The organism is Shewanella aestuarii, from assembly GCF_014647215.1.
In the GTDB taxonomy this organism is placed as follows: Bacteria; Pseudomonadota; Gammaproteobacteria; order Enterobacterales; family Shewanellaceae; genus Shewanella; species Shewanella aestuarii.
Map to the genome: position 1 here is coordinate 79,585 of NZ_BMOT01000006.1, position 11,970 is coordinate 91,554.

At 41.6% G+C, this 11,970-nt stretch carries 14 protein-coding genes; 2 read left to right on the plus strand and 12 right to left on the minus strand.

What is annotated here, in order from left to right; translation table 11 throughout:
• Positions 1-4: 4 nt before the first annotated feature.
• From IEY03_RS10280 to ffh, 8 genes are all read right to left on the minus strand, one after another.
• The gene (locus IEY03_RS10280; RefSeq protein ID WP_229778279.1) at positions 5-343 is read right to left on the minus strand and encodes a hypothetical protein; all 339 of its coding nucleotides are present in this window, start codon (positions 341-343) and stop codon (positions 5-7) included.
• A 127-nt stretch (positions 344-470) separates the two neighbouring features.
• Positions 471-1,610: a bifunctional chorismate mutase/prephenate dehydrogenase gene (tyrA, locus tag IEY03_RS10285; RefSeq protein WP_188841585.1), complete on the minus strand. Its 1,140-nt coding sequence runs from the start codon at positions 1,608-1,610 to the stop codon at positions 471-473.
• Between the two features lie 11 nt (positions 1,611-1,621).
• Positions 1,622-2,713: a 3-deoxy-7-phosphoheptulonate synthase gene (locus tag IEY03_RS10290; protein WP_188841283.1), complete on the minus strand. Its 1,092-nt coding sequence runs from the start codon at positions 2,711-2,713 to the stop codon at positions 1,622-1,624.
• Between the two features lie 257 nt (positions 2,714-2,970).
• Positions 2,971-3,324, minus strand: coding sequence for a 50S ribosomal protein L19 (gene rplS, locus IEY03_RS10295; protein WP_188740919.1), 354 nt, complete (start codon positions 3,322-3,324; stop codon positions 2,971-2,973).
• A 34-nt stretch (positions 3,325-3,358) separates the two neighbouring features.
• Positions 3,359-4,105, minus strand: a complete 747-nt coding sequence (gene trmD / locus IEY03_RS10300) for a tRNA (guanosine(37)-N1)-methyltransferase TrmD (protein WP_188841284.1) — start codon at positions 4,103-4,105, stop codon at positions 3,359-3,361.
• Positions 4,106-4,120: 15 nt separating this feature from the next.
• Positions 4,121-4,651 (minus strand): ribosome maturation factor RimM, encoded by a 531-nt coding sequence (gene rimM, locus IEY03_RS10305; RefSeq protein WP_188841285.1) that lies wholly within the window; start codon positions 4,649-4,651, stop codon positions 4,121-4,123.
• Between the two features lie 20 nt (positions 4,652-4,671).
• Complete coding sequence (rpsP, locus tag IEY03_RS10310) at positions 4,672-4,923, minus strand: 30S ribosomal protein S16 (RefSeq protein ID WP_169563463.1); 252 nt, start codon at positions 4,921-4,923, stop codon at positions 4,672-4,674.
• A gap of 191 nt (positions 4,924-5,114) precedes the next feature.
• Positions 5,115-6,488 (minus strand): signal recognition particle protein, encoded by a 1,374-nt coding sequence (gene ffh / locus IEY03_RS10315; RefSeq protein ID WP_188841286.1) that lies wholly within the window; start codon positions 6,486-6,488, stop codon positions 5,115-5,117.
• 355 nt (positions 6,489-6,843) lie between these two features.
• Here ffh and IEY03_RS10320 point away from each other — a divergent pair, with 355 nt between their 5' ends.
• Positions 6,844-7,632 (plus strand): cytochrome C assembly family protein, encoded by a 789-nt coding sequence (locus tag IEY03_RS10320; RefSeq protein ID WP_188841287.1) that lies wholly within the window; start codon positions 6,844-6,846, stop codon positions 7,630-7,632.
• A 226-nt stretch (positions 7,633-7,858) separates the two neighbouring features.
• Positions 7,859-9,151 carry an HlyC/CorC family transporter gene (locus tag IEY03_RS10325; RefSeq protein ID WP_188841288.1) on the plus strand — a complete coding sequence of 431 codons (1,293 nt, stop codon included), beginning with the start codon at positions 7,859-7,861 and terminating at the stop codon, positions 9,149-9,151.
• 58 nt (positions 9,152-9,209) lie between these two features.
• On the opposite strand, the gene IEY03_RS10330 is transcribed toward IEY03_RS10325, so the two are convergent.
• The 4 genes from IEY03_RS10330 to recO form a co-directional block, all read right to left on the minus strand.
• A complete protein-coding gene (locus IEY03_RS10330) occupies positions 9,210-9,734 on the minus strand; it encodes an Mpo1 family 2-hydroxy fatty acid dioxygenase (RefSeq protein WP_188841289.1) in 525 nt (174 codons plus the stop codon).
• Positions 9,735-9,853: 119 nt separating this feature from the next.
• Complete coding sequence (acpS, locus tag IEY03_RS10335; RefSeq protein WP_188841290.1) at positions 9,854-10,234, minus strand: holo-ACP synthase; 381 nt, start codon at positions 10,232-10,234, stop codon at positions 9,854-9,856.
• The gene (gene pdxJ / locus IEY03_RS10340) at positions 10,234-10,971 is read right to left on the minus strand and encodes a pyridoxine 5'-phosphate synthase (RefSeq protein ID WP_188841291.1); all 738 of its coding nucleotides are present in this window, start codon (positions 10,969-10,971) and stop codon (positions 10,234-10,236) included. The genes acpS and pdxJ overlap by 1 nt, the downstream gene beginning before the upstream one ends.
• Before the next feature lie 251 nt (positions 10,972-11,222).
• On the minus strand, positions 11,223-11,927 hold the full coding sequence (gene recO, locus IEY03_RS10345) for a DNA repair protein RecO (protein ID WP_188841587.1): 705 nt from the start codon (positions 11,925-11,927) through the stop codon (positions 11,223-11,225).
• Positions 11,928-11,970: the final 43 nt, after the last annotated feature.

An 11,970-nucleotide genomic window follows, 5' to 3' on the forward strand; every position in this document is an offset into this window, starting at 1 on the left:
AAACTTAAACCATCAAACCTTCATTTAAGCTGACCCAGCCCTTAAATATACGATAACTAAACCAACTGATACCAACTAGGTACATGGTGATACTTAACCATAAAGGGCTAAAGCAATAACCGGCAATAAAGAAAGGACATAAACCAATAATGCTCAATCGCTGCCAGCGAAGGTGAGAAGCAAGTAATGAATTAGGTTGGATATTTTTCTGAATAAGATTGAGCCAAAAGCTGACGAGAACAGGAATTAAAAATAGTGGAAAAGCACTCATCATGGCATATAAAAAATGGCCGACAGTTTTATCTTGTGTTGTCGATGTAGACAGCATATTGGATGTTGTCATGGGCTCATCTCCATGGTGAATGATAAAAAATTCGTAAATTGCATCATGACAACACAATCATTTTTCACAACACTATAAACATAAGCCCTAGACTAGATTTGTGCAATCATCAAACTATGAAAAATGCTTAACCTGCTTTCATGTCGTTAACTGATTGCAACATCGCTCTGCTTTCATGTTGAAACTGTGGTGCAAAATCACCAAACCATTTTGCCACACGTTTAAACTCTTCTACAAATGTGCTTCTGTCACCCGACTTTAATAATGCAAGTGCATTTCGATAGTTGTCTAAATAATCACTAATCGCGTCTTGGCTTCCCTGTTGTGCAAAAATAATATCGGCATACAGCTCAGGATCTTGAGCAAATAAGCGCCCTACCATGGCCAACTCTAATCGATAGATGGGTGAACTAAACTGCAGTAAAGTATCAATATCTGCCTGCTCTTCGCATAAATTCATGCCATACACAAAGCTAGAAAAGTGGCGCATGGCCTGCACAAGTTGCATCGCTTTATCATGTTTTACCGGTTCAGCTTCAACAGTTCTCGCTCCCCAGATAACAATTTGATCAAGCAGCCATTGATAAGCTTCGCTATGTCTACCATGACAAACCACAATGACTTGCTTAGCAAGACTACCAACATCTGGACCAAACATCGGATGTAAACCAACGACAGGCCCTTTATGTGCGTCAAGCATGGCATCAACCGGTTGTTCTTTAATCGAAGTTAAATCGGCTAAAATACATGTTTGAGGTAAATTAGTGAGATGTTCACGGATCACGCTACAAGTGACTTTGATGGGGACAGTGACAATCACCAAACCAGCTCCATCAAATAAAGTATTGGCACGATGCCAATCATTTTTGTCTAAGCTTTTGACCTGATAACCAGACAATGTCAGCATCTGGGTAAATAATTGTCCGAGCTGACCTTCACCTCCCACAACCACTATATGCCCTAAATCATGCTTAACCTGCTTAAAACCAACATCTTTCTCGTTCAAATAAGATTCGCGCATTAATCGACGTAAAATATCCTCAATTAGCTGCGGCGACACATTCATCTTCTGCGCTTCATCACGACGTTTGGCCAGCATGGAGGCTTCACGTTGCGGTGCGTAAATAGGCACTCCGGCTGCATGCTTTACCGCACCAACTTGGGCGACTAAATCTAAACGTTTTCGTAATAAATGTAGTAGTTGTTGATCAACGCCATCAATTAAATCGCGTAGTTTTTCTAAATCAGCGGTAGTTTTTTCGTTCATCATACTTTTCATTAACCATTAACAACTTGCAGCATATCAAATCGAATTGGAAGAACTGCAGATAACAGGTTAGCGCCTTGTCTTAGTATCGTTTCCGTGGTGGCCCAATCAATACAGGCATCTGTGACAGACACACCATATTCAAGTTCATTTAATGGTCTATCAGTACTTTGATTACCGGCATTTAAATGACTTTCTAGCATAACACCAATAATGGATTTATTTCCTTCAACAATTTGATTAAATACGTCTTCACATACTTGTTTTTGACGATTGTGATCTTTGGAGGAATTACCATGGCTACAATCGACCACTAACCGTGCATTTAATTTGGCTTTATGAATTTGTGCTTCGCATTCAGCAACACTTTGGGCATCATAGTTTGGTGCAAGTCCACCTCGTAGGATAATATGCCCATCTGGATTGCCTGCTGTTTGTAACAAACTCACTTGCCCTTCTTGATTAATTCCCATAAAACGGTGGCTGCTTGCTGCAGATTTCAGCGCATTAATAGCGACATCTAATTTACCTTCGGTACCATTTTTGAAGCCCACAGGCATAGACAAGCCAGATGCCATTTCACGGTGAGTTTGCGACTCTGTTGTGCGTGCACCGATAGCTGACCAGGTCACCAGCTCTGAGATATACTGCGGACTAATCGGGTCTAACGCCTCTGTTGCGACAGGGAGTTCAAGTTCAGCTAGCCAAATCATCAGCTCGCGCGCCATTCTAAGGCCTTTTTCAACATCAAAAGACTCATCCATGTTCGGATCGTTGATAAGCCCTTTCCAACCTACCGTTGTACGAGGCTTTTCGAAATACACTCGCATTAAGATATAAAATTCATCGCTGAGTTCATCATGTAATTTTTTGAGCTTTAATGCGTATTCTTTCGCAGCTTCAATATCATGTATAGAGCAGGGGCCTGTGACCACTAGTACACGGTTATCTCGCTTGTGTACAATATCAGCAACCGTTTTCCGAGCATCTAAAATATAGCGATACGCATGCACAGATAAAGGCAATTCTTGCTTAAGTTGCGTCGGTGTAGAGAGCACTTGCTCGGAACTAATATGAACGTTATTAATGGTATCTTGCTGCATGATCTTGGCTCACTTCTTATCTCTTAAAAGGCAACTATGTGAAGCTTGCTAACGATAATTAACAAACCACATGTAACTTTGTAATGATACACCATTACATCTTAGCGCTAACTATGCCTGTGAGTGAAGTTCAGATCAAGAATTATTTGAAAGACAAATTAAATAATAATTAATAGGATTATCTTCCAGATACAAAAAACCGCCTTTCGGCGGTTAGTTGTGCGAACACTGCATCTTTTAAACTAAATTGATAACTATTACTTAGTTGCCAATTTTTCACGGATACGTGCAGATTTACCTGAACGCTCACGTAAGTAGTAAAGTTTAGCACGACGAACACGGCCGCGACGCTTAACTTCGATGCTAGCAATTAATGGGCTGTGCGTTTGGAAAGCACGCTCAACACCTTCACCATTAGAGATTTTACGAACTGTGAATGCAGAGTGCAAACCACGGTTACGTTTTGCGATAACGATACCTTCAAAAGCCTGAAGACGCTCTTTATCACCTTCTTTTACGCGAACTTGAACTACTACTGTATCACCAGCACCAAATTCAGGTACGTCTGTTTTCATTTGCTCATCGTTGAGCATTTTAATGATGTTGTTCATAACTTACTCCGTTCTAGAATAACTGAAGCGATGACTATACGGACACATCCGTTTCGTTAACAAACTGCGTTAATAGTGCAGTTTGTTCGTCAGTCAGAGCTAGATTTTCAAATATTTCTGGTCGTCGTAAAAAAGTTCTTCCGATACTTTGTTGCAACCGCCAGAGTCTAATTTTTTCGTGGTCGCCGCTTAACAACACTGCAGGTACATCCATACCATCTAAGTTTTCAGGGCGTGTGTAATGAGGACAATCCAGTAACCCATCAGAGAAAGAATCTTGCTCTGCTGAAGCTTGCTTACCTAGTACACCAGGTACTAAACGCGCCACTGAATCGATTAAAGTCATTGCTGGTATTTCGCCGCCCGAAAGCACGTAATCGCCAATTGACCATTCTTCATCCACTTCAGTTTGGATAATGCGCTCATCGATACCTTCGTAGCGACCACACACTAAAATCAAACTGTCTGATTTAGCTAACTCAGTGACACCTTGCTGATCCAGCTTGCGTCCCTGAGGGGATAGATAAATCACCTTCGCTCTGTCACCCGCTGCAGCTTTTGCTGCATGAATGGCATCTCGTAGAGGTTGCACCATCATTAACATTCCAGGTCCACCACCATAAGGGCGGTCATCAACCGTGTTGTGTCTATCATGGGTGAAATCACGAGGATTCCACGTTTGCACCTCAAGCAGGCCGTTTTTTACGGCTCGACCCGTCACCCCAAAGTCTGTAACGGCACGAAACATCTCTGGAAACAGGGTTATTACCCCTAACCACATTTGTTGTACCTCGACTTAGAAGTCAGGATCCCAATCCACTGTTATCTGTTTGCCTTGCAAATCCACTTTTAAAATGAATTGTTCAGGGACAAAGGGGATCATACGTTCCGCTTTGCCAAAAGCATCTTTGGCGTTAGCTTTAACAAGTAATACGTCGTTTGATCCTGTTTCCACGATCTGGTCAACAATACCCATGTTATAGCCGTTACTATTTGTCACTTCACATCCGATAAGATCTCGGTGATAAAATTCATCATCACTCAGTTCTTTCATTTGTTCAGGCATAATCGCAATTTCACAATTAGTGAGCATTTGCGCCTGTTCCCGAGAGGCTACCCCTTCCAGTTCAGCGATTATCGCTTTACCTTGTGAGCGCCACTGGCTGACTTTAACTTCACGCCATTTCCCTTGGTCATAAATGAGCCAAGGAGAATAATCAAAAATGCCTTCAACAGAATCGGTATAGGCAGTGATTTTTAGCCAACCTTTAATGCCATGACTTGCGCCTAATTTTCCCAGCACAATCGGCTGTTGGTTACTACTCATCAATCTATACCTAAACGCAATTAAGCAGCTGCTTTACGTGCGTCTTTAATTAACTTAGCAACACGGTCAGATGTTGCCGCGCCAGTAGCAACCCAGTGCTCAACACGGTCTAAATCTAAACGTAAAGTTTCTTCTTGACCACGAGCTAGTGGGTTGAAGAAGCCTACACGTTCGATGAAACGACCGTCACGAGCATTGCGGCTATCAGCAACAACGATATTGTAAAATGGACGCTTTTTTGCGCCGCCACGAGCTAAACGAATGGTAACCATGCGTTTTATTCCTCTAATGATTTGCTAGAAGCAAAAATAAAAACTGGAACCCGTGTTCGCGAAGGTCCCAGAAAGAAAGCCGAAAGATTTTACCTGACTTTGAAACTATTGCAAGCCACAGTGCCGTTTTTTGCAGCAAAACTGGATTATAGTTTCAAAGTAAGTGTCCACTTACGGAGATTGAAATTAAATTATCGGCCAGGCATTTTCATGCCAGGTGGGAGCATACCGCTCATTCCACGCATCATTTTCTTCATGCCGCCTTTAGATGACATTTTTTTCATCATTTTTTGCATTTGAGTGAATTGCTTCAATAAACGATTCACATCTTGAATCTGTGTACCTGAACCTAACGCAATACGACGCTTGCGTGACCCTTTGATAACATCTGGATTTTTACGCTCTTTGGCTGTCATGGAATTAATAATTGCTTCCATTTGCCCTGTCATTTTTCCATCTTGGACTTGCGCTAAGGCTTCTGGGGGTAATTGTCCAACACCAGGCAGCTTTTCAATCATGTTCATCATGCCGCCCATGTTTTTCATCTGCTGCAATTGCTCACGAAAATCCTCTAAATCGAAGCTACCACCGGCTTTCACTTTTGAGGCAAGTTTCATGGCTTTGTCTTTATCGACACCACGTTCAACTTCCTCAATCAGAGATAGCACATCGCCCATACCTAGAATACGCGATGCTATACGGTCAGGATGGAAAGGCTCTAGGGCGTCAGTTTTTTCACCAACACCTAAAAACTTAATCGGTTTACCGGTTATGCTACGAATGGATAATGCTGCACCACCGCGCGCATCGCCATCAACTTTCGTTAAGATAACCCCAGTAAGTGGCAATGCTTCATTAAATGCCTTAGCCGTGTTTGCCGCATCTTGACCCGTCATAGCATCAACAACAAACAAGGTTTCAATCGGTTTGATCACCGCATGCAGCTCTTTAATCTCGTCCATCATGGCTTCGTCAACATGCAAACGACCTGCTGTATCGACAATAACAACATCAATGAACTTTAGTTTGGCATGAGCAATTGCCGCTTTAGCAATATCTAATGGCTTTTGACTGACATCAGAGGGGAAAAATTCAACCTCAACCTCTGCTGCTAATGTTTCAAGCTGCTTAATTGCCGCCGGACGATAAACGTCAGCACTGACAACTAAGACTGATTTTTTATGGCGAGTGCGTAACAGCTTACCCAGCTTAGCTACAGACGTTGTTTTACCCGCGCCTTGTAAACCAGCCATCATAATGACGGCTGGCGGCTGTGCGGCTAAGTCTAACGCTTCATTAGCTTCACCCATGGCGCGTTCAAGCTCACTTTGAACAATCTTAATAAAAGCTTGTCCTGGACTTAAACTTTTTGAGACTTCTTGACCAACAGCTCGCTCTTTGACGCTATTAACAAATTCTCTTACAACAGGTAAAGCAACATCTGCCTCGAGTAAAGCCATGCGGACTTCACGTAAGGTGTCTTTAATGTTGTCTTCCGTTAATCGACCTCGACCACTGATATTTTTTAGTGTTCTTGATAGTCTGTCAGATAGATTCTCAAACATTTAACCGCTCTTAATACGCTTCTCGATAATGCGCACTATTATACTCAAAATTTTTTAAGATGCGCGTTTGTGTGACAATTTATTCATTTTTAGCTCAAACGAAATAATAAACCTGCTATAAAAAGTATGACTTTGACATAAACAGGGCTGATTTAGCCTGTGTCATGATCATCGTTTATGGCATAACGTAAATTATTTGCAGCTAAGGGTAGGATACTGTTAAATTTTGCGTATTAGGTCACTGCCCTTATAGGGCAACTTCATGTTAGTCTAACCCTATAATGCCCGTGTATTTTTTATGGCTTGATATTTTATCCAGCCAACATGTCTGTATAACTTGATAGGTTCAAATCGGATGGTTATTTTTTCTGCTTCGGCTATGTTGTTTTATTGTATTGCATTGATTCTTGCCACTAGCCGGCTATTTCATGCTGATGGTCCCAATCGTAAACTTATATTGATCATATCTGCTCTAGCTGTGGTAATGCATGGTTTTGCACTTTCAAATTCAATTTTTACTCTTGATGGACAAAACTTCAGTTTAACCAATGTGATTTCAATGGTGAACTGGATTATTGCATTCACCTTTACCGTGACGTTGCCACGACTAAAAGTCATTGTTGTATTGCCGGTCATTTATGCCTGTTCAATCATTTCTGTTGCGTTGTTGTGGTTATTGCCACCTCAATTTATTACGCATTTTGAACTGCATCCTGAAATTTTAGCCCATGTTGTTTTATCACTCATGGCCTATAGTGCATTGATGATTGCCGCGCTTTACGCCCTACAATTATGGATGATTCAAAATAAGCTCAAAACCAAGAAAATGATTATGAGTCCTTCTATGCCGCCGCTAATGACAGTTGAGCGTCAGTTATATCATCTAGTGGTAATTGGCTTTGTATTACTCAGCCTGTCACTGATCACAGGGTTCGTATTTCTTGAAGACATGTTCATTGAAGGTAAAGGCCACAAAGCCATTTTATCTATCATGGCTTGGTTAGTGTACGGTGCGATGTTATGGCAGCATTACACCATAGGATGTAGAATACGAACCGCGGTGTTTTACAGTTTATCGGGGGCAGGTTTATTGTCACTCGCCTACTTTGGCGCCCGTATTGTCAAAGAACTTATTCTCAATTAGTTGGCTTTATTTGGGTTTGAATATAACGGCTATCTAGCTAGATAGCCTTATCAAAACCCGCTACTTTTTAGCAAGTTTATTGCGATAACAACCACTTTCTTTTGCAGTTTAGGGATAATATCCCAGCATATCTCTTGACTCTTTTTGTCAGTCATTAATAATGTCCAACTTAACTCATCCATTTTAGCTGTAAATACAGCTTGTATGCTTTTACGGAGCCCCCTTCTTGGACGCTATATCTACCAGCGCACTCCTGATTTTTCTTTTGGTTTTATTACTGATCTCAGCTTATTTTTCTGGTTCAGAAACCGCCATGATGACTTTAAACCGCTACCGACTTCGTCACCTAGCAGGCAGTGGACATAAAGGCGCCCAACGTGCATTGAAAATGCTCGATAGGCCTGATCGTTTAATCGGTCTCATTCTTATAGGCAACAATCTGGTAAATATTCTGGCATCCGCTATCGCGACAATTGTTGGTATGCGTTTGTTTGGTGATGTGGGCGTTGCTATTGCCACTGGTGTTTTAACCGTTGTGGTATTAATTTTTGCAGAAGTGACTCCTAAAACCTACGCAGCTTTGCACCCTGAACGGATTGCTTTCCCGTCAAGCATACTTCTGAAATGGTTACTCATTCTGTTACTTCCTTTAGTCAAATCACTCAACATTATCACCACTGGTTTTTTACGTTTGATGGGCATAAAAACCGTACAAACGGATGATGCATTAAGCCAGGAAGAACTACGAACCGTAGTGCATGAAGCTGGCGCTTTGATCCCGCAACGTCACCAAGAAATGTTGCTATCGATATTAGACTTAGAAAAAGTCACTGTTGAAGATATTATGATCGCGCGTTCAGACATTTACGCCATTAACATGAACGATGACTTTAAACTGATTAATAAACTTGTCACTCAAAGTCCTCATACGCGTGTTCTAGTATATCGTGACACCATTGACGATGCTGTTGGCTTCATTCACTTACGTGATGCGCTACGCCTGCAATCTAAAGAGCAATTCAGCAAGTCATCATTATTACGTGCCGTAAAAGAGCTGTACTTTATTCCCGAAGGCACTCCACTAAACGTGCAGCTTGCCAATTTTCAGCAGAATAAAGAACGTATTGGCTTAGTGGTCGATGAATACGGTGATATTCAAGGTTTGGTTACCCTTGAGGATATATTGGAAGAAATCGTTGGAGACTTCACCACATCTATGATGACCACACCAAGTGAAGATATTAATATTCAACAAGATGGCAGTTTCTTAATTGATGCTACGATTAACATCCGTGATCTTAACAAAGAAATGAAATGGGACTTCCCCATCGATGGTCCTAAAACCTTAAATGGCCTGATTGTCGAATATCTTGAAGATATCCCAGCCGCTAAGACAAGTCTTCGTTTAGCTGATTATCATATTGAGGTCATAGAGGTTGCCGACAATATGATCAAGTTGGTGCGTATCATGCCAAACTCACCCATTGTTGAACCAAGCGATGACGATGAAATAAGTTAACACTTTCAGTAAACAATAAAAAAGGCGCTTAGCGCCTTTTTTTATACCCTGGGATTTACTACTGGGCTCGCTTTGCCGCTTCAATTGCTCGGCGTTTATCTCTGGCAATAGGTGTAATTTCAGCGTCTAACTGTTTTTCCCACCCCAGCATAAAATACAATTCAGCCATTAAGAAAAAGGGGCCAATTAATAATTGGTTTAAATCATCCATGAAAGCAGGCTTCGCTTTTTCATATTTATGGCCAACAAATTGAATTATCCAGCCAACCACGAATATCGAGATTGCCAACACAAAAGGCTGCGAGCTATGAACGGCCATTTCCGAGGTGATTAACACAGGAATAATGAACAAGGTTAACCCTAAAGCCAGTTTAACATGAAGCTTGAAGTAATAAGCCAATACCAACAACATCAGTACCATAGCAGCGCTAAATTCAACACCCGCCAGTTCGAAACGAATCGTTCCTAACATTAAAAAGGCTGACCAAATGATCATAGGCACCCCGAAAAAATGCGTTCGAATATTTTTGGGATTCAAGTGGACGCTTTTATAAGTGGCAAGTTGTTCTACGGCAGATTTCATAATTACTCTCGATTAATGTTGTTATTATGCTGTTAACTTAGCGCATCTCTCAAGATTTTAAAAGCCCACTAAAAAAGGCGCTAATGCGCCTAAATTAAATCCACAATAATGGGCTATTGCTAACTTTCTAGCACCACAGTCGCCACCGCATAGTGCTGTTCATCTGCGATGCTGATAAATACGTGGCGTCCATTCAACAACTCAAGCCGTGCTTTGGCTCCTGCACTGAAACTCAAAGTTGGCGCACCATTTTCATCGTTATCAATATGAATATGTTGAAAAGACACGCCCCGTCCAATACCCGTGCCTAATGCTTTAGCAGCAGCTTCCTTAGCAGCAAAACGTTTTGCGAGAAAACGCTCTGGTAATTTGGATTGAAGATAAACAGCAAACTCGGCATCGGTCAAAACACGCTTGGCTAACTTATCACCAATGCGTGCACATTGTTCACGTATACGGGCAATTTCAACAATGTCAGTACCAATCCCAATAATTGCCATTATTCGCCTCTACGACCTTCAAGCATCAACTGTTTCATATCTCGTACGGCCTTTTCAAGCCCATCAATAGCCGCTCGTGCAACCACTGCATGGCCAATGTTTAACTCATATAATTCAGGTATAGCCGCAATCGGTTTCACATTATGATAATGCAATCCATGACCGGCATTAACCACTAGCCCTTTACCATGAGCATAAGCAGCCATGTCTGCGATTCGTTTCAACTCATACGCTTGCTCGGCATCTGTATGCGCATCAGCATAACAACCCGTATGTATTTCGATATAAGGCGCGCCAGATGCAACCGCGGCATCGATTTGCTGTTTGTCTGCATCGATAAATAAAGATACTTTAATCCCCTGAGCTTCCAAACGGGTCACGGCTGAGGTTATTTTGTCTAACTGACCTGCTACATCTAAGCCACCTTCTGTGGTCAGTTCTTCTCGTTTTTCAGGCACTAAGCATGCATATGCGGGTTTAACTTCACATGCAATTGCAATCATTTCCTCTGTCACAGCAAATTCAAAATTCATCCGTGTCTTAAGGGTTTTTGCTAATAAATACACATCTCTGTCTTGGATATGGCGACGGTCTTCACGCAAATGAATGGTAATACCATCCGCGCCTGCATGTTCTGCAACGGCGGCTGCATGAATGGGATCGGGATAATTAGTGCCGCGAGCCTGACGAAGGGTCGCAATATGATCGATATTAATACCTAAAAAAATAGCGCTCACGGAAGGTTCCTTAACGTGATGACAAAATATTATGGCTGTTATTGTACTGAGAAGTGTCACTAAATTCGAGATTATTTAACCTTAACTCGGGTTAAGGGTGGAATAAATGATATTTAACCCACTCATATTCTAGCGCTTACAATTAAACCTGAACTTTGTAATGATAACAGGGCAAATTTACGTGTCATAGCGGGTCTATTGCAAACAGTTAGTAGTGTAAAGAACTGTGAGATATGTATCTAGCGCAGAGGTTATTTAATGAATAATTGTCGACTTAATAATGGTTTAGTGCCGAGTAAAGGTGCTAGCAAAAAACGCATTAGACCTTTGGCGGAATTAAGATGCACTGCAGGTAAATCTTCAACATGAAGGGCAATTAACATTGCACCAGGTACGACACTTTTACCGTGACTGAACGTACCGACAGCTTGTTGTAGTACAGGTATAAAGCCGCAATCGGCCTCTAATCGATAAAAACTATCGGCATCAATCGCATTTCCATTCACATCATACTGTAAGGAAGGCAAGGCCCCAAGTTCGAGTAAAAGGGCTTTTTCAAAAAAACGTAAGTGGCTTGAACAAAAGGCCTGAGCCAAAGATAAAACACTTCGATGATAAGCTAAGAATAAAGATTCTGTTTGGTGTTCAACCGTTAATAAACGTACAGATAGCTCATTTAAATAAAACCCTGAATACAGGCTATTGCCTGATAATGGAATTGCAGGCGCTGCGGCTTCAATATGGGTAATGGTTTTTAGCGATAAATTTTTGGCTTCAGATTGGGCGCTAAATTGAATAATGAGGGGTTGAAAAGGTTGTAAAATAGATTTAATAGAACGTTTGCCGCTACCGGTTCGAACAATGGCGTCAACTCTCCCGATCCCATCAACGAGCAAGTTAACAATCACGCTAGACTCACGATAGGCTCGGTGATGTAAGACATAGCCACGTTTCATTGTGGCCATGTTAACGTCATCCTGTGCGTGCTACCACCAAAGT

Coding starts and splice junctions, on each gene's coding strand:
- IEY03_RS10280 (WP_229778279.1), bottom strand. CDS start 343: ATGACAACATCCAATATGCTGTCTACATCGACAACACAAGATAAAACT.
- tyrA (WP_188841585.1), bottom strand. CDS start 1,610: ATGAACGAAAAAACTACCGCTGATTTAGAAAAACTACGCGATTTAATT.
- IEY03_RS10290 (WP_188841283.1), bottom strand. CDS start 2,713: ATGCAGCAAGATACCATTAATAACGTTCATATTAGTTCCGAGCAAGTG.
- rplS (WP_188740919.1), bottom strand. CDS start 3,324: ATGAACAACATCATTAAAATGCTCAACGATGAGCAAATGAAAACAGAC.
- trmD (WP_188841284.1), bottom strand. CDS start 4,105: ATGTGGTTAGGGGTAATAACCCTGTTTCCAGAGATGTTTCGTGCCGTT.
- rimM (WP_188841285.1), bottom strand. CDS start 4,651: ATGAGTAGTAACCAACAGCCGATTGTGCTGGGAAAATTAGGCGCAAGT.
- rpsP (WP_169563463.1), bottom strand. CDS start 4,923: ATGGTTACCATTCGTTTAGCTCGTGGCGGCGCAAAAAAGCGTCCATTT.
- ffh (WP_188841286.1), bottom strand. CDS start 6,488: ATGTTTGAGAATCTATCTGACAGACTATCAAGAACACTAAAAAATATC.
- IEY03_RS10320 (WP_188841287.1), top strand. CDS start 6,844: ATGGTTATTTTTTCTGCTTCGGCTATGTTGTTTTATTGTATTGCATTG.
- IEY03_RS10330 (WP_188841289.1), bottom strand. CDS start 9,734: ATGAAATCTGCCGTAGAACAACTTGCCACTTATAAAAGCGTCCACTTG.
- acpS (WP_188841290.1), bottom strand. CDS start 10,234: ATGGCAATTATTGGGATTGGTACTGACATTGTTGAAATTGCCCGTATA.
- recO (WP_188841587.1), bottom strand. CDS start 11,927: ATGAAACGTGGCTATGTCTTACATCACCGAGCCTATCGTGAGTCTAGC.